The following is a 17,195-nucleotide window of genomic DNA, read 5'->3' as shown; positions in this document are numbered from 1 at the left end:
TTCACTACACATCAAACGTATCTGCCCCGGACATTTGCCAAATCCGGAGACAAAACTGCACACGTATGCTGATCTGCATAGCTGAACAACCACCAAAAGTGCAATCGCCTGCACGAATGATACAGCGCTCCTCCCCCATTTCAACAAAACCGACTTGCGGGCCATACTTTTGTATCGCCACGCCGGTGTTCCTCATGCCTGAATGCCAGTAAAGACCACATTATGCCTTCGGTTACTCAGCTTGACCTTGAGGTATAGTTGACTATGCGACCACTGGCTCACATCCCGCCAGTAGTAATTTCGAGGGCAAGGAAATGTGCACTTACTCCCTTACCCCGATACAAGCCGAATGTTCAAAAGGCGTCCAGAGTTTCCGACGATCTCAGAGCATTATGCGTAAATTGCGTTTTCTAGCTACTCTCTCTGATCAGGGACAAACACTGCCAATTGAATAGCAGCCATGAGCACATGGTTTGCAGGTATCCACTTGATAATATGACTCATATGACACAGCTTGCGACGACCGGATGGAAAACCATATCGCACGCCGACCATTAATATTCGCTAAATTTACCAGTTTGCTCTGTTAATTCACGGCAAGACCGTCAATACGTATGCCTGAAACCTAGGCGAAGTCAGTCATACATTCACGCTTACCACGGCACACGGAACTGCATTCGCATTGTTTATTTGAGATGCCATGCAGCTTTGGACAAGGTGAGCATTCTCACCTGATTAGACAATGTTCTGCTGGAACATAAAGATTGCTTGATCACTAAAAAATTACAGTCTCAATTAAGCGAAACGCTTGAGCACAAAAGCAAGCACCTGAGACCCAGAAAAAAGGTTCCCGGTACTCAATCAAGGACACCTAACAATACATACAGTCAACTTGTAGGAAATATCTTGTATTGCACGTTTATATTGATCGCGCACTTTAAATTTCGTTTACCAGTCAGCGCGCAAGAGCCTCCCATATTAACCCTATGAGAGACCTCTAAAGCGGTCTCAGGACTCGACCAACACCTTGCGCTTTGACCTGGCAGCTTTGCGCCTGAAGGCCACAAAACCTATTGCCGGTCCAATCGCCATACCTACCAGCAAGGCACCTATAAAAAACAGCGATTGCGGCAGCTGAGCAGTGTGCCAACCCAAAAAGACCAATGCCGTGGGCTGCTGGTTTTCGAGGATGAAGATCACAATCCCGAAAATTATGATCAGGGCAAGCACCACTAACACTGCACGTTTGACGCTACGCATCGGCAACTCCTGTTCCCTGAAGGATTAAATGTCGTCTTCCTCATCTTCATTGACTCGATCCCGTAGCTCTTTGCCCGGTTTGAAATGAGGAACAAATTTTCCATCCAGACTGACTGACTGGCCAGTCTTGGGATTGCGACCAACGCGGGGTGCTCGATAATGCAGCGAGAAGCTGCCAAAACCACGGATTTCGATCCGATCACCGGTCGCCAAGCATTGGGACATTTGTTCAAGCATAGTCTTGATGGCCAACTCTACATCCTTGGATGAGAGCAGCCCTTGATGGGTGACAATTCGTTCGATCAACTCCGACTTCGTCATATTTTTCCCTTCTTTTTCAAGCAGCTAGATCAGCGCTTCAAAGGTTTTAGCATGATCAATTGATTTTGAACAGCCCAGGGATTGACTTATCTTTGCAAACATCGACCCCCTCTCAAGACACCCATCAGGCTTAAGCCATAACCATAGTCGACAACAACCCCCTTCCAGGACCTCTCACAGCTCGCGCGACATATACGCGCGTTCTTCCCAGGCCAGCGCATGGGCGACCAGTAGCCGCGCCCACACAGGAAATCATGAATGAATGGATTTTCCGCACTTAAATCGCAGGCACAAAAAAGGGCGACCGAAGTCGCCCTTTTTAATGGTCAATCAGAACTTAGTTCTGTTTTTCCATTTGTGCACGCAGCAGGTCGCCCAAAGTGGTCGGACCAGCAGCGATCTCAGAGGTAGCTGGCTTGTCGCGCAGGCTCTGGATTGCTTCCTTCTCGTCTTCAACGTCTTTCGACTTGATGGACAGTTGGATTACGCGGCTTTTGCGATCAACGCTGATGATCTTGGCTTCTACTTCTTCGCCTTCTTTCAGAACGTTACGTGCATCTTCGATGCGGTCACGGCTGATTTCGGACGCTTTCAGAGTAGCTTCGATATCGTTGGCCAGAGTGATGATGGCGCCTTTAGCGTCAACTTCTTTCACGATGCCCTTAACGATTGCGCCTTTGTCGTTCTCTTGTACGTACTCGGAGAACGGATCGCTTTCCAGCTGCTTGATACCCAGGGAGATGCGCTCACGCTCTGGATCAACAGACAGGATAACGGTGTCAAGCTCGTCGCCCTTCTTGAAACGACGTACGGCTTCTTCGCCAACTTCGTTCCAGGAGATGTCGGACAGGTGAACCAGGCCGTCGATGCCGCCGTCAAGACCAATGAAGATACCGAAATCGGTGATCGACTTGATAGTGCCGGAGATTTTATCGCCCTTGTTGAACTGGCCAGAGAAATCTTCCCATGGGTTAGATTTGCACTGCTTGATGCCCAAGGAGATGCGACGACGCTCTTCGTCGATGTCCAGAACCATAACTTCCACTTCGTCGCCGACTTGTACGACTTTCGAAGGGTGGATGTTTTTGTTGGTCCAGTCCATTTCGGAAACGTGCACCAGACCTTCAACGCCTTCTTCCAGCTCTGCGAAGCAGCCGTAGTCAGTCAGGTTAGTTACACGAGCGGTAACACGAGTGCTTTCTGGGTAACGGGCTTTGATAGCAACCCATGGATCTTCGCCCAGCTGCTTGAGGCCCAGGGAAACACGATTGCGTTCGCGATCGTATTTCAGAACCTTGACATCAATCTCGTCGCCAACGTTGACGATTTCGGAAGGATGCTTGATACGCTTCCAAGCCATGTCGGTGATGTGCAGCAGGCCATCGACGCCGCCCAGATCGACAAATGCGCCGTAATCCGTGAGGTTTTTAACGATACCTTTAACTTGCTGGCCTTCTTGCAAGGATTCCAGCAGAGCTTCACGCTCAGCCGAGTTCTCTGCTTCAAGAACGCTGCGACGCGAAACAACAACGTTGTTGCGCTTCTGGTCAAGTTTGATGACCTTGAATTCCAGCTCTTTGCCTTCCAGGTGCGTGGTGTCGCGCACTGGACGAACATCAACCAAAGAACCTGGCAGGAACGCACGGATGCCGTTAACGTCGACAGTGAAGCCGCCTTTAACCTTACCGTTGATAACGCCCTTGACCACTTCTTCTGCTGCGAAGGCTGCTTCCAGAACGATCCAGCATTCAGCGCGCTTGGCTTTTTCACGGGACAGCTTGGTTTCGCCAAAGCCGTCTTCGACCGCGTCCAGCGCAACGTGAACTTCATCACCGATGTTGATGTTCAGTTCGCCAGCGTCGTTGTGGAACTGCTCCAGCGGGATGAGGCCTTCAGACTTCAAACCAGCGTGAACGGTAACCCAACCAGCTTGGTAATCGATATCAACGATGATAGCGGTGATGATCGAGCCAGCCTGAAGATTCAGGGTTTTTAGGCTTTCTTCAAAGAGTTCTGCAAAGCTTTCGCTCATTTTAATTCCTGTTGATCAAGGGCGAAGGAATACGCCCATCTGCCACATTCCAGACAATGTGGGTTACGTTTATATAAAAGAAGGCACGCAGGACTATTTCTGGTCTCCTGCACGCTTTCTTGGTCATCAGGCAATATCGCGAAGTGCGATTTCACTCATGATGCGTTCCAGCACCTGCTCGATGGATAACTCCGTAGAGTCCAGCTGTATGGCATCAGCCGCCGGTTTTAGCGGGGCTATTGCACGCTGCGTATCACGCTCATCGCGGGCACGAATCTCATCTAGCAGACCCGAGAGACTAACATCATCGCCCTTCGCCTTCAACTGCAAGTAACGGCGACGGGCTCTCTCTTCAGCGCTAGCCGTCAGAAAAACCTTCAACGGGGCATCAGGAAATACCACCGTACCCATGTCACGACCATCGGCAACCAGGCCTGGAAACTCCTGAAAAGCACGCTGTCGCTGCAATAAAGCATCCCGAACAGCCGGCAAAGCCGCGACTTTCGAGGCCCCAGCTGCAACCGCCTCACTGCGAATGGCGTGAGTCACCTCATCGCCCTCCAGAATGATGCGAGCTGGCTTGCCGTCGGTCGCCCCGACGAACTGCACATCAAGATGCGCCGCCAATTTTTCCAGTAGCGCCTCATTGTCGAGTGCAACACCGTGATTACCTGCAGCAAACGCCAGCAAGCGGTACAAGGCACCGGAATCCAGCAAGTTCCACCCCATGCGCTTGGCCAGGATCCCGGCAACCGTACCTTTACCGGAACCGCTAGGACCGTCGATGGTAATGACCGGTGCCGAAACCATCACGAGTTCGCCTCTTCAGCTACACGCATACCCACTTGCTTGCACAGCGCAAGGAAGTTCGGGAACGAGGTCGCCACGTTAGCGCAGTCGTGAATACGTATTGGAGCGGTCGCACGCAACGACGCCACGCTAAAGGCCATCGCAATACGGTGATCGCCGTGACCATGAACCTCACCGCCACCGATAGTGCCGCCATCAATGATGATGCCATCTGGTGTCGGCTCGCACTTCACACCCAGCGCCAGCAAACCATCCGCCATCACCTGAATCCGATCAGACTCCTTGACCCGCAACTCTTCTGCGCCACGCAGGATCGTACGACCCTCGGCAACCGCAGCCGCCACGAACAGCACCGGGAACTCATCAATCGCCAACGGCACCAGCTCTTCAGGAATTTCGATCCCTTTCAGCTTGGCGGCACGCACACGCAGATCGGCTACTGGCTCACCGCCCACCTCCCGCTGATTCTCAAGGGTGATATCGGCCCCCATGAGACGCAAAATGTCGATAACGCCAGTACGGGTGGGATTGATACCTACGTGCTCAAGCAGCAGATCCGAACCTTCGGCGATCGAAGCAGCCACCAGGAAGAACGCCGACGACGAAATATCGCCCGGCACTTCAATATGTGTCGCGGTCAGCTTATGGCCCGACTCAACCGAAGCAGTAGGACCATCAACCGTAACCGGGTAGCCGAAACCTTGCAGCATGCGCTCGGTGTGATCGCGAGTCGGCGCAGGCTCGGTGACCGAAGTCTTGCCTTCTGCGTACAGGCCCGCCAGCAACAGGCAAGACTTAACCTGAGCACTGGCCATCGGCAAGGTGTAGCTCATGCCTTTCAGAGCGTGACCACCGCGGATAGTCATTGGCGGACGACCTTCAGCTGCGGTCTCGATCACGGCGCCCATTTCGCGCAGTGGGTTGGCTACACGATTCATCGGCCGCTTGGTCAGGGAAGCGTCACCGGTCAGGGTAGTATCAAAGCTTTGCGCGGCCAGCAGGCCAGACAACAGACGCATCGAAGTACCCGAGTTCCCCAGATAAATGGGGCCCGGCGGAGCTTTCAAGCCATGCAGGCCAACTCCATGAATGGTCACACGACCATGGTGGGGGCCTTCAATGACCACTCCCATATCGCGGAATGCTTGCAGCGTTGCCAGGGCATCTTCACCCTCAAGGAAACCTTCCACCTCGGTTGTGCCTTCGGCCAAGGAGCCGAGCATGATCGAGCGGTGAGATATGGATTTGTCGCCTGGTACGCGGATCCGGCCAGTAACTTGACCACCAGGATTTGCCAAAAAAATCAGATCGTTGGAATTCATAGCGTCCACATATGCCCGGCGGGCCAGGATTTTACTGAAATGCTCGCGGGCAACCCGGGCGCGTGTAAAGACGCCCAGCAATTGATGCCCATCCCCTGCATCGACCGCGTCGCGCAAAGCGTCGAGATCACTGCGAAATGTATCCAATGTGCGCAGCACCGCCTCGCGATTCGCGAGAAAAATGTCATGCCACATTACCGGGTCGCTACCCGCGATTCTTGTGAAATCACGGAAGCCACCCGCTGCGTAACGGAAGATATCCAGATTCTCGTTGCGCTTGGCAAGAGAGTCCACCAGCCCGAAAGCCAGCAAGTGAGGCAAATGGCTGGTTGCAGCCAACACCTCGTCATGGCGCTCGACCTGCATATGCTCAACATCTGCACCCAGGGCGCGCCACATTTCATCGACCAGGGCCAGCGCATCAGCATCGGTTTGGGCCACAGGCGTCAAAATAACCTTGTGGCGCTCAAACAGGCTGGCGTTCGAGGCCTCGACACCGCTTTGCTCAGAGCCGGCAATAGGGTGACCCGGGACGAAACGCGCGGGCATACCACCAAATGCATGTGCGGCAGCACGCACGACATTGCCCTTGGCGCTGCCCACATCCGTGATCACTGCCTGACCAAGGTCCATGCCAGCCAAAAGGCCAAGCATTTTCTCCATGGCCAGAATCGGCACCGCCAACTGAATCACGTCAGCGCCTACACAGGCAGTTGCCAGATCCGCCTCACAACGATCGACCACGCCCAACTCCACAGCCATGGCACAGGACTCGGGATCAAGATCAACACCGACGACTTGCGCGCACAAACCGCTCTCACGCATCCCTTTGGCGAAAGAACCGCCAATCAGGCCCAGGCCGACAACGACCAAGCGACCGATGACAGGTTTAACAGATTGCACAGACATTACATCAACCACGAGCAAGAACCTTGGCCAGCGCCTCAAGCAAACGGATATTCTCCGCCGGCAAACCAATAGTGATACGCAAATGGTTCGGCATGCCGTAGTTGGCGACCGGACGCACGATCACCCCTTCGCGCAACAACCCCTGATAGACGGGAGCCGCCTCACGACCGAGGTCCAGAGCGATGAAGTTGCCCTTGGATGGAATCCAGCCCAAGCCCAACTCCCGAAATCCGTCCTGCAACTGCTGCATCCCGGCCTCATTTAGCCGTCGGCTTTGAGTCAGGTAATCCGTATCTTTCAGGGCCGCACACGCGGCGGCCAAAGCCAGGCTGTTGACGTTGAATGGCTGACGGACGCGATTCAGCACGTCAGCAACCACTGCAGTCGACAGGCCGTAACCCACTCGCAGGGCGGCCAGACCATAAGCCTTGGAGAACGTGCGCGAAACGAGCAAGTTGGGATACGCCGACAAAAACTCCAGACCGTCCGGCAGATCACCGCCTTGGGCGTACTCGATATAGGCTTCGTCCAGCACCACGAGGACGTGCTCGGGAACATCCTGCAAGAACTCGTTCAGCGCATCGACGCCAAACCAGGTTCCGGTCGGGTTGTTCGGGTTGGCAATGAACACCACACGGGTATTGCTGTCGATAGCGCCAAGCATGGCAGGCAAGTCATGCCCCCAATCCTTGGCCGGTACGACCCGTGCCTGCGCGCCCACTGCCTGGGTAACGATCGGATAGACCGCAAACGCGTGCTCACTGAATACGGCGTTCAGGCCTGGCGCCAGATAAGCACGAGCCACCAGCTCCAGAATATCGTTCGAACCATTGCCCAGCGTTACCTGATCCAGCTGCACTGAGCACAGTTCAGCCAGCAGGCTCTTGAGCGCAAAACCATTGCCATCCGGATAGCGTGTCAGCTCTGCCAACTCGGTGCGAATGGCTTCGAGCGCCTTGGGGCTCGCACCCAAAGGATTTTCGTTACTGGCTAGCTTAACAATTGTGGCCGGATCAAGATCCAGTTCACGCGCCAGCTCATCCACAGGCTTTCCCGGGACGTAAGGCGAAAGTTGTTGCACGCCCGGCTGTGCCAGGGCGAGGAAATCACCGCTCATGTTTTATCGCCTCAGAGAACCGCTTTCGGGTAAGAACCCAACACTTTAAGCGCTACAGCTTCTTGACTGATTTGCTCCAGGACACTTTTAACCAGTGGGTCGCGGTGATGGCCAGCAAAGTCGATAAAAAACACATAGGTCCATTTACCGCTACGCGAAGGACGCGTCTCAATGCGCGTCAGGTCGATCCCGTTTTCATGAAACGGAACCAACAATTCATGCAGCGCACCAGGACGGTTGCTCATCGAAACAATGATTGAAGTCTTGTCGTCGCCGGTAGGCGGGACTTCCTGACTGCCGATCATCAAGAACCGCGTGGAGTTATCCGGACGATCTTCAATTTTTTCGGCAAGCCGGGTCAAACCATACAGCCCTGCAGCCATATCGCCTGCAATCGCGGCAGAGTTCCACTCCCCCTTAACCCGCTTGGCAGCCTCGGCATTGCTCGACACCGCAATACGCTCGACATTCGGGTAATGCGCATCCAGCCACTTGCGACACTGAGCCAGCGACTGCGCATGGGAGTAGATACGGCTGATACTGTCAGTCTTGGTATTTTCACCCACCAGCAGGTGGTGGTGGATACGCAGCTCGACTTCGCCACAGATCACCATGTCATGCTCAAGGAAGCTGTCGAGCGTGTGGTTGACCGCGCCTTCGGTGGAGTTTTCCACCGGCACCACACCAAAATTCACCGCACCCGCTGCAACTTCACGGAACACTTCATCAATGGCGGCCATTGGTTTGCTGATGACCGCATGACCAAAGTGCTTCATCGCGGCGGCTTGGGTAAAGGTGCCTTCCGGGCCGAGATAAGCCACTTTCAGTGGCTGCTCCAACGCCAGGCAAGAAGACATGATTTCGCGAAACAGTCGCGCCATCTCTTCGTTGCCCAACGGGCCTTTATTACGCTCCATGACGCGCTTGAGCACCTGAGCCTCACGCTCAGGCCGGTAAAATACCGGCACTTCGCCTTCAGCCAACGAAGCCATTTTGACTCGCGCTACTTCCTGGGCGCAGCGCGCCCGCTCGCTGATCAGCTCCAGAACCTTTTCGTCCAGGCTGTCGATGCGCAGTCGTAGCGCCTTGAGTTCTTGTTCGGACATTAGCCGTGTTCCTTTTCGAACTCTGCCATGTAAGCCACCAACGCATTAACCGCATTGATATCCACAGCGTTATAGATCGAAGCACGCATGCCACCCACCGAGCGATGCCCTTTGAGGTTCAGCAGCCCGCGCGCCTCGGCACCCACCAGGAATGGCTTGTCCAGACGATCATCCGCCAGACGGAACGGGACGTTCATCCAGGACCGGTCAGACACATTGATCGGATTACTGTACAGACCACTGGCGTCGATGAAGTCGTACAGGGTGCGCTTTTTGACTTCATTAAGCTTGCCGATAGCCTCAACACCACCCTGCTCTTTCAGCCACTCGAACACCAGGCCGGACAAGTACCAAGCCAGCGTTGGCGGCGTGTTGTACATCGAGCCGTTGTCGGCTGCGACCTTGTAATCGAGCATGGTCGGGCAGATCGAACGCGCACGACCCAGCAGGTCCTCACGAATGATGTTCACCACGATACCGCTCGGACCAATGTTTTTCTGGGCGCCTGCGTAGATCATGCCGAAACGGGAAACATCTACCGGACGCGACAGAATGTCCGAGGACATGTCTGCGACCAGTGGCACATCGCCCGTTTGCGGAATCCAGTCGAACTCCAGACCGCCAATGGTTTCGTTTGGCGCGTAGTGAACGTAGGCCGCGTCTTTGGACAGGTTCCACTCGTTCTGACCGGGAATCGCAAAGTAATCGTAAGGCTTGGCGCTGGCTGCCACGTTGATGTGACCGAAACGCGAACCTTCTTCAATGGCCTTCTGAGACCAGATACCGGTATCGATGTAATCCGCCTTGCCATTTTCAGGCAGCAGATTCAGCGGAATCTGAGCAAATTGCTGGCTTGCGCCGCCTTGCAGAAACAGGACTTTGTAGTTCGAGGGAATAGACAGCAGGTCACGCAAATCCTGCTCAGCCTTGGTCGCAATGGATACGAACTCATCGCTGCGATGGCTCATCTCCATGACCGAGAGGCCCTTGCCATGCCAGTCGAGCAACTCGGACTGGGCACGCAACAGGACAGCTTCAGGTAGCGCAGCAGGACCTGCGCAGAAGTTATAGGCTCGTTTGCTCACTTCCACTCTCACTCTGATTTGGTGGTCACGCAATAAATCAACACTCGACACATTGTTATTTGTAGAAGCGGGCTTGCTCGCGATACAGGCAGTAATGTCTATCTGATATACCGCACTGATGCCATCGCGAGCAGGCTCGCCCCCACAGTGTCACGAACTTTCATTCTGGACATACAACAAGGGGGCGAATTCTCATCCGCCCCCCTGTGTGTCCGCTTATTGCTGCGGCTCTTCTTCGTCAGCGCCAGCCTCTAGCGGCTGCTCGTCGTCAACGCCATCGATGATGGCCTCACCGTCGAACTCTGTACCGCCTTCACCCTCACCTTCAAGCTCTTCACCTTCAACTTCCGAAGGTTCCTGAACCCGCTCAAGCCCTACCAGCGTTTCATCACTGGCAAGCTTGATCAAGGTGACGCCCTGAGTGTTACGACCCAGGCTCGACACTTCGTCGACACGGGTACGCACCAGAGTGCCCTGATCGGAGATGAGCATGATCTCTTCGCCGTCCTGCACCTGAACCGCACCGACCAGACGGCCGTTACGATCGTTGCTGACCATGGCGATAACGCCTTGACCGCCACGCTTGTATTCAGGGAACTCACTGATCGCCGTGCGCTTGCCATAACCACGCGCCGAAGCGGTGAGGATCTGGCTGCCTTCTTCAGGGATCAGCATCGAAATCAGCTTCTGACCTTCTGGCAGACGCATGCCGCGCACGCCGCGAGCAGTACGGCCCATGGCACGTACATCGGACTCTTTAAAGCGAGTGACCTTACCACCATCGGAGAACAGCATGACTTCGCGCTCACCATCGGTGATCGCAGCGCTGATCAGCACGTCGCCTTCGTCCAGTTCCAGCGCGATCAAGCCAACGCTGCGCTGACGGCTGAAGGATTCCAGCGGGGTCTTCTTCACGGTACCGTTAGCGGTTGCCATAAAGATGAAGTGACCTTCGGTGTATTCCTCGACCGGCAGCATGGTGGTGATGTACTCACCCTCACCCAGCGGCAACAGGTTGACCAGCGGACGACCACGGGCCGCGCGGGACGCTTCAGGGATTTCATACGTCTTGAGCCAGTACACCTTGCCTTTGCTGGAGAACAGCAGCAGCGTGGTGTGACTGTTGGCGACCAGCAGATGAGCGATGTAATCCTCATCCTTGACGCCAGTAGCCGATTTACCTTTACCGCCACGACGCTGGGCCTGATACGCAGCCAACGGCTGGGTCTTGGCATAGCCACCATGGGAAATGGTTACAACACGTTCTTCTTCCGGAATCATGTCACCCAGTGTCAGGTCAAGACGGTGATCCAGGATTTCAGTACGGCGCACATCGCCGTATTCAGCACGAATGACTTCCAGCTCCTCACGGATCACTTCCATCAAGCGCTCGGCGCTGTTCAGGATGCGGATCAGCTCACCGATCTGGTTGAGGATTTCCTGGTACTCGGCCAGTAGCTTCTCGTGCTCAAGGCCGGTCAAACGGTGCAGGCGCAATTCAAGAATCGCCTGAGCCTGCTCTGGCGACAGGAAGTACTTGCCTTCGCGCAGGCCATATTGCGGATCAAGGTTGTCGGGGCGGCACGAATCGGCACCGGCACGCTCAACCATGGCTACTACCGCACTCGACTCCCAAGGCGTGCTGATGAGAGCTTCCTTGGCTTCAGACGGGGTTGGCGAGGCCTTGATCAGCGCGATGACCGGGTCGATGTTGGACAGGGCAACCGCCTGCCCCTCAAGAATATGACCACGTTCACGGGCTTTGCGCAGTTCGAAAACAGTACGGCGGGTAACTACTTCACGGCGGTGACGAACGAACGCTTCCAGCAGATCCTTGAGGTTAAGGATGCGTGGACGGCCGTCGATCAGCGCAACGATGTTGATACCGAAAACACTTTGCAACTGGGTCTGGGCGTAGAGGTTATTAAGGATAACCTCAGGCACTTCACCGCGGCGCAGTTCGATCACAACACGCATACCGTCTTTATCAGACTCGTCGCGCAGCTCGGTGATACCTTCGAGCTTCTTCTCTTTAACCAGCTCGGCGATCTTTTCGATCAAACGCGCCTTGTTCAACTGGTAAGGAAGTTCAGTGATCACGATCTGCTGACGACCACCGACCTTGTCGATGTCTTCGATCATCGAGCGGGCGCGCATGTAAATACGGCCACGACCGGTGCGATAGGCTTCGATGATACCGGCGCGACCGTTAATGATCGCAGCGGTTGGGAAGTCCGGGCCCGGAATGAACTGCATCAGCTCATCAATGCTCAACTCCGGGTTATCGATCAGCGCCAGGCAACCGTCGATGACTTCACCCAGGTTGTGCGGGGGAATGTTGGTGGCCATGCCCACAGCGATACCGCTGGAACCGTTGACCAACAAATTGGGAATTCGCGTCGGCATGACGGCCGGGATCATTTCCGTGCCGTCGTAGTTCGGCACCCAATCCACGGTTTCCTTGTGCAAGTCGGCCAGTAGTTCGTGGGCCAACTTGGTCATGCGCACTTCGGTATATCGCATCGCAGCCGCATTATCGCCGTCGACCGAACCGAAGTTGCCCTGACCGTCTACCAACAGGTAGCGCAGGGAGAATGGCTGAGCCATTCGAACGATGGTGTCATAAACAGCGGTATCACCGTGCGGGTGATACTTACCGATTACGTCACCGACCACACGGGCAGATTTCTTGTACGGCTTGTTCCAGTCGTTGTTCAGTTCGCTCATCGCAAACAGCACACGCCGGTGCACGGGCTTCAAGCCATCGCGTGCATCAGGCAGTGCTCGCCCGACAATTACGCTCATCGCGTAGTCGAGGTAGGACTGTTTCAGCTCGTCTTCGATATTGACCGGGAGGATTTCTTTGGCCAGTTCGCCCATGAGAAGCCTGATTCCTTTTTCGGGTGAAACTTCGCCACATCCATTCGGGACGAACGAAGCTCGCCGCCGCTGGCCACGTGCCACGCAACGACTTACGACAAATCAACAAGTTATGTCACGGATTTGCGCAGTAAGGGCAACCCTTGCGGGCTACCCTGGAAACCGCCGAATGTTATCACAATCGCCGCCACGCACCTATCCCTCAGATGCGCATGGAATGACGCGTGTCGGCCTGAAGGGGCTCAGAGGGGCTCTGAAGGGGATTTGAGTGCCTGAATACTACAAAAGAACGCAAGGTTTCGTAGCAGTTGATGAGCAGCGCGAGGCTACGTCCGACTGCAAAGCAGTCGTATAACCGGACACGGCCTGGTCCCTGCACCCGCGGCTACAGGCTAGCGCCTCAATGCAACCGCTTGCGGCACATCAATTGAGCCATTTTTGCCGCATCCGGACGCTCTACCACGCCCTTCTCGGTAATGATCACGTCGATCAGGTCGGCAGGCGTCACATCAAAGACCGGATTGAATGCCGGCACATCGGCACCCACCCGCTTGCCACCCACTTCCAGCACTTCGCTGCCGTCACGCTCTTCAATAGGAATGTCATCACCCGAGGCCAGCTCCATATCGATCGTCGAGCTGGGGGCCACGACCATAAAGCGCACGCCATGGTGCATGGCATTAACCGCCAGCTGGTAGGTACCTATCTTGTTTGCCACATCGCCGTTGGCCGCAATTCGGTCAGCCCCCACAATCACCCAGGTCAGGCCTTTAGTTTTCATAATGTGTGCCGCCGCGGCATCCACATTGAGTACCACCGGAATACCCTCATTGGCCAGCTCCCACGCGGTCAGGCGCGAGCCTTGCAACCAGGGCCGGGTTTCGTCGACATACACCTGCTCGATCATGCCCTCCAGCCAGGCAGCCCGGATCACCCCCAGCGCCGTACCAAAACCACCGGTGGCCAACGCACCGGTGTTGCAGTGGGTCAGTACAGCCTGCGCATTGCCTTGATGGCGGCGGATCACATCGACCCCCAACTGCGCCATCGTCAGGTTGGCTTCACGATCACTCTCTTGAATGGCGACAGCCTCGGCTTCAAGCACCTGCAAGACATCTATACGGGTTTTGGCACGGGCCAGCCGGTCACGCATGCGATTCAACGCCCAAAACAGATTCCCCGCGGTAGGACGCGAGTCTGCCAGCAGGGTGAAATCCTCCTCGAGCGCAGCCAACCAGTCACCACCCTGCGCCTTGCGCACACGGGCAGCCAGCACTACACCGTAGGCCGCGGCGATACCAATCACCGGGGCACCCCGCACGACCATATCGCGAATCGCTTGAGCTACACCCTCAACACGGGTGTACGCCAGCCAGTTCTCTTCAAGGGGCAAGCTGCGTTGATCCAGCAGATACAGGGCGTCGTCCCGCCAATCGATGGCCTTAACCTTTTCCGCAGCCAACAGTCGATCGCGCATGCCTTACCCCATCACCCAGAAACAAAGCTGCCGATTATAGCGAGCCCACCCTTAAGACGCTCGGGTATACTTCGCCTCCTTTTGCAACGCACTGGAAACTGTTTTCGATGCCGACCCCGACCACCCCCCTGGACTTATTGCTGCTACCCACCTGGCTGGTGCCTGTAGAGCCGGCCGGTGTCGTACTCAAGGAGCATGGCGTTGGCATTAAGGACGGTCGCATTGTTTTCATAGGTCCGCGCCAGCAAGCCCTTAAGTTCACGGCCACCGAAACCCGAGAGCTGCCTGACATGCTGCTCAGTCCGGGACTGATCAATGCCCACGGCCACGCGGCGATGACATTGTTCCGCGGCATGGCTGATGACCTTCCACTGATGACCTGGCTGGAGCAGCACATCTGGCCCGCCGAGGCCAAGTGGGTCGATGAAGACTTCGTGCGCGACGGCACCAACCTGGCGATCGCCGAGCAACTCAAGGGCGGCATCACCTGCTTCAGCGACATGTATTTTTTCCCGAAAATCGCCAGTGAGTGTGTCCACAAGAGCGGCATTCGTGCGCAAATCGCAATCCCGATTCTCGACTTCCCGATTCCCGGCGCCAGCAACACAGACGAATCCCTGCGCCAGGCGGTCGAACTGTTCGCTGACCTGAAGTTTCACCCGCGGATCAAAATTGCTTTTGGCCCCCATGCGCCCTACACCGTCGGCGACGAAAATCTGGAAAAAATCCGGGTGATCGCCGATGAACTGGACGCCGCCATTCATATGCACGTCCACGAAACCGCCTTTGAAGTGCATCAGGCCGTCGAACAGCATGCCGAGCGCCCCATCGCCCGCCTATCGCGCCTGGGCTTGCTGAGCCCGCGCTTCCAGGCGGTGCACATGACCCAGATCAGCGATGACGACCTGGCTATGCTGGTAGAAAGCAACTCCAGCGTGATTCATTGTCCTGAGTCCAACCTGAAACTGGCCAGCGGCTTCTGCCCGGTAGAGCGCTTGTGGCAAGCTGGGGTCAATGTGGCGATCGGCACCGACGGCGCCGCTAGCAACAATGACCTCGACCTGCTTGGCGAAACCCGCACGGCAGCCTTGCTGGCCAAAGCTGTCGCCGGCTCGGCCACTGCGCTGCACGCACACCGCGCTCTGCGCATGGCAACGCTCAACGGCGCACGCGCCCTGGGTATTGAAAACGACACTGGCTCCATAGAAGTCGGAAAAGCCGCTGACCTGGTTGCATTTGACCTCAGCGGACTGGCCCAACAACCTGTCTACGACCCCGTCTCACAGCTGATCTACGCCACTGGCCGCGATTGCGTGAAACACCTGTGGGTTGCAGGCAAACAACTGCTGGATGATCGGCGCCTGACCCGACTGGACGAGCAACAGCTCGGCGCAACAGCCAGGTCCTGGGGCGAACGCATAAGCGGCCATACTCATTGATTCAGTACCTTCGGGCCTGCGCCCGGAGCTTTACCAGATTATTAGGCTTTAGAGGATTTACCCATGAGCAACGTTGACCACGCCGAGATCGCCAAATTCGAAGCGCTAGCCCATCGCTGGTGGGACCGTGAAAGCGAGTTCAAGCCGCTGCACGATATCAACCCGCTGCGCGTCAACTGGATTGATGAGCGCGTGCAACTGGCAGGCAAAAAAGTCCTCGATGTAGGTTGCGGAGGGGGCATTCTCAGCGAGTCCATGGCTCAGCGCGGCGCAACCGTGATGGGCATCGATATGGGCGAAGCACCATTAGCCGTGGCGCAACTGCATCAGCTTGAATCTGGCGTGAGTGTTGAATACCGCCAGATCACCGCCGAAGACCTGGCCGTCGAAATGCCAGAGCAGTTCGATGTGGTCACCTGCCTCGAAATGCTGGAACACGTGCCTGATCCGGCCTCAGTGATTCGCGCCTGCTACCGCATGGTCAAACCCGGCGGCCAGGTATTTTTCTCGACCATCAACCGCAACCCGAAATCCTATCTGTTCGCGATCATCGGCGCTGAATACATCATGAAGCTGATCCCCCGCGGGACCCACGACTTCAAGAAGTTCATCCGCCCTTCCGAACTGGGTGCCTGGAGCCGTCAGGCCGGCCTGAGCGTCAAGGACATCATCGGCCTGACTTACAACCCGCTGACCAAGCACTACAAACTGGCCGCCGATGTTGACGTCAACTACATGATCCAGACCCTTCGCGAGGAGTAACACATGCGTTTAAGAGCAGTTCTTTTTGACATGGACGGCACCCTGCTCGACACCGCGCCGGACTTTATCGCGATCTGTCAGGCCATGCGGGCAGACCGCGATCTGCCCCCCATCGCCGACAAGCTGATACGCGACGAAATTTCCGGGGGGGCGCGTGCAATGGTAGCAGCGACGTTCAGCATGGACCCGCTGGCGCCAGGCTTCGAACAATTGCGCCAGGAGTTCCTTGAGCGCTACCAGCTCGATTGCGCGGTGCACACCAAGCTGTTTGATGGCATGGAAGAGTTGCTGGCCGATATCGAAAAAGCGCATCTGGTGTGGGGCGTCGTCACCAATAAGCCTGTACGTTTTGCCCAGCCGATCATGGAGCGACTGGGCCTGGCGCAACGTTCGGCCCTGCTGATCTGCCCGGATCACGTCACCCACAGCAAACCTGACCCCGAGCCGCTTATCCTGGCCTGCAAAATGCTGGACCTAGACCCGGCCAGCGTCCTGTTTGTCGGTGACGACCTGCGCGATATTGAGTCCGGACGGGACGCCGGAACCAAAACTGCTGCCGTGCGCTTTGGTTACATCCACCCCGATGACAACCCCGACCACTGGGGTGCCGACGTGGTAGTCGATCACCCGAGCGAGTTGCGCAAAGTGCTGGATAACGCGATGTGCAGTTGCTGA

Annotated in this window: 13 protein-coding genes; 3 read left to right on the top strand and 10 right to left on the bottom strand. The window is 56.0% G+C overall.

Annotated elements, in window-relative coordinates:
- Positions 1-1,008 precede the first annotated feature (1,008 nt).
- The 10 genes from RGV06_RS23015 to mtnA all read right to left on the bottom strand — a co-directional run bounded on the left by RGV06_RS23015 (position 1,009) and on the right by mtnA (position 14,319).
- Positions 1,009-1,260: a lipopolysaccharide assembly protein LapA domain-containing protein gene (locus RGV06_RS23015; protein ID WP_322151536.1), complete on the bottom strand. Its 252-nt coding sequence runs from the start codon at positions 1,258-1,260 to the stop codon at positions 1,009-1,011.
- A 24-nt stretch (positions 1,261-1,284) separates the two neighbouring features.
- A complete protein-coding gene (gene ihfB, locus RGV06_RS23010; RefSeq protein WP_003447108.1) occupies positions 1,285-1,581 on the bottom strand; it encodes an integration host factor subunit beta in 297 nt (98 codons plus the stop codon).
- A gap of 337 nt (positions 1,582-1,918) precedes the next feature.
- Complete coding sequence (gene rpsA, locus RGV06_RS23005; protein WP_019826775.1) at positions 1,919-3,613, bottom strand: 30S ribosomal protein S1; 1,695 nt, start codon at positions 3,611-3,613, stop codon at positions 1,919-1,921.
- A 126-nt stretch (positions 3,614-3,739) separates the two neighbouring features.
- On the bottom strand, positions 3,740-4,423 hold the full coding sequence (gene cmk / locus RGV06_RS23000) for a (d)CMP kinase (protein WP_416194569.1): 684 nt from the start codon (positions 4,421-4,423) through the stop codon (positions 3,740-3,742).
- Positions 4,423-6,654, bottom strand: a complete 2,232-nt coding sequence (locus tag RGV06_RS22995) for a bifunctional prephenate dehydrogenase/3-phosphoshikimate 1-carboxyvinyltransferase (protein WP_198821152.1) — start codon at positions 6,652-6,654, stop codon at positions 4,423-4,425. Before RGV06_RS22995 ends, cmk begins: the two co-directional genes overlap by 1 nt.
- 4 nt (positions 6,655-6,658) lie before the next feature.
- The gene (gene hisC, locus RGV06_RS22990; RefSeq protein ID WP_019826778.1) at positions 6,659-7,771 is read right to left on the bottom strand and encodes a histidinol-phosphate transaminase; all 1,113 of its coding nucleotides are present in this window, start codon (positions 7,769-7,771) and stop codon (positions 6,659-6,661) included.
- A gap of 11 nt (positions 7,772-7,782) precedes the next feature.
- The gene (gene pheA / locus RGV06_RS22985) at positions 7,783-8,877 is read right to left on the bottom strand and encodes a prephenate dehydratase (RefSeq protein WP_016780245.1); all 1,095 of its coding nucleotides are present in this window, start codon (positions 8,875-8,877) and stop codon (positions 7,783-7,785) included.
- Positions 8,877-9,962: a 3-phosphoserine/phosphohydroxythreonine transaminase gene (serC, locus tag RGV06_RS22980; protein ID WP_019826781.1), complete on the bottom strand. Its 1,086-nt coding sequence runs from the start codon at positions 9,960-9,962 to the stop codon at positions 8,877-8,879. Before serC ends, pheA begins: the two co-directional genes overlap by 1 nt.
- A gap of 216 nt (positions 9,963-10,178) precedes the next feature.
- On the bottom strand, positions 10,179-12,842 hold the full coding sequence (gene gyrA / locus RGV06_RS22975) for a DNA gyrase subunit A (RefSeq protein WP_322151531.1): 2,664 nt from the start codon (positions 12,840-12,842) through the stop codon (positions 10,179-10,181).
- A gap of 400 nt (positions 12,843-13,242) precedes the next feature.
- Positions 13,243-14,319, bottom strand: a complete 1,077-nt coding sequence (mtnA, locus tag RGV06_RS22970; protein ID WP_322151529.1) for an S-methyl-5-thioribose-1-phosphate isomerase — start codon at positions 14,317-14,319, stop codon at positions 13,243-13,245.
- 107 nt (positions 14,320-14,426) lie between these two features.
- On the opposite strand from mtnA, the gene RGV06_RS22965 reads away from it, so the two are divergent.
- From RGV06_RS22965 to mupP, 3 genes are all read left to right on the top strand, one after another.
- The gene (locus RGV06_RS22965) at positions 14,427-15,758 is read left to right on the top strand and encodes a TRZ/ATZ family hydrolase (protein ID WP_322151527.1); all 1,332 of its coding nucleotides are present in this window, start codon (positions 14,427-14,429) and stop codon (positions 15,756-15,758) included.
- Between the two features lie 63 nt (positions 15,759-15,821).
- Positions 15,822-16,520 (top strand): bifunctional 2-polyprenyl-6-hydroxyphenol methylase/3-demethylubiquinol 3-O-methyltransferase UbiG, encoded by a 699-nt coding sequence (ubiG, locus tag RGV06_RS22960; RefSeq protein ID WP_019826788.1) that lies wholly within the window; start codon positions 15,822-15,824, stop codon positions 16,518-16,520.
- A gap of 3 nt (positions 16,521-16,523) precedes the next feature.
- Positions 16,524-17,195: an N-acetylmuramic acid 6-phosphate phosphatase MupP gene (gene mupP / locus RGV06_RS22955; RefSeq protein ID WP_322151525.1), complete on the top strand. Its 672-nt coding sequence runs from the start codon at positions 16,524-16,526 to the stop codon at positions 17,193-17,195.

The sequence above is a fragment of the Pseudomonas sp. CCI3.1 genome, from assembly GCF_034313985.1.
Taxonomy (GTDB): Bacteria; Pseudomonadota; Gammaproteobacteria; order Pseudomonadales; family Pseudomonadaceae; genus Aquipseudomonas; species Aquipseudomonas psychrophila.
Note: the sequence above shows the minus strand (reverse complement) of the source record. Positions and strands in the feature narration are given on the sequence as shown.

Coding starts and splice junctions, on each gene's coding strand:
- hisC (WP_019826778.1), bottom strand. CDS start 7,771: ATGAGCGGTGATTTCCTCGCCCTGGCACAGCCGGGCGTGCAACAACTT.
- cmk (WP_416194569.1), bottom strand. CDS start 4,423: ATGGTTTCGGCACCGGTCATTACCATCGACGGTCCTAGCGGTTCCGGT.
- mtnA (WP_322151529.1), bottom strand. CDS start 14,319: ATGCGCGATCGACTGTTGGCTGCGGAAAAGGTTAAGGCCATCGATTGG.
- ihfB (WP_003447108.1), bottom strand. CDS start 1,581: ATGACGAAGTCGGAGTTGATCGAACGAATTGTCACCCATCAAGGGCTG.
- gyrA (WP_322151531.1), bottom strand. CDS start 12,842: ATGGGCGAACTGGCCAAAGAAATCCTCCCGGTCAATATCGAAGACGAG.
- pheA (WP_016780245.1), bottom strand. CDS start 8,877: ATGTCCGAACAAGAACTCAAGGCGCTACGACTGCGCATCGACAGCCTG.
- mupP (WP_322151525.1), top strand. CDS start 16,524: ATGCGTTTAAGAGCAGTTCTTTTTGACATGGACGGCACCCTGCTCGAC.
- RGV06_RS22995 (WP_198821152.1), bottom strand. CDS start 6,654: ATGTCTGTGCAATCTGTTAAACCTGTCATCGGTCGCTTGGTCGTTGTC.
- rpsA (WP_019826775.1), bottom strand. CDS start 3,613: ATGAGCGAAAGCTTTGCAGAACTCTTTGAAGAAAGCCTAAAAACCCTG.
- ubiG (WP_019826788.1), top strand. CDS start 15,822: ATGAGCAACGTTGACCACGCCGAGATCGCCAAATTCGAAGCGCTAGCC.
- RGV06_RS22965 (WP_322151527.1), top strand. CDS start 14,427: ATGCCGACCCCGACCACCCCCCTGGACTTATTGCTGCTACCCACCTGG.
- RGV06_RS23015 (WP_322151536.1), bottom strand. CDS start 1,260: ATGCGTAGCGTCAAACGTGCAGTGTTAGTGGTGCTTGCCCTGATCATA.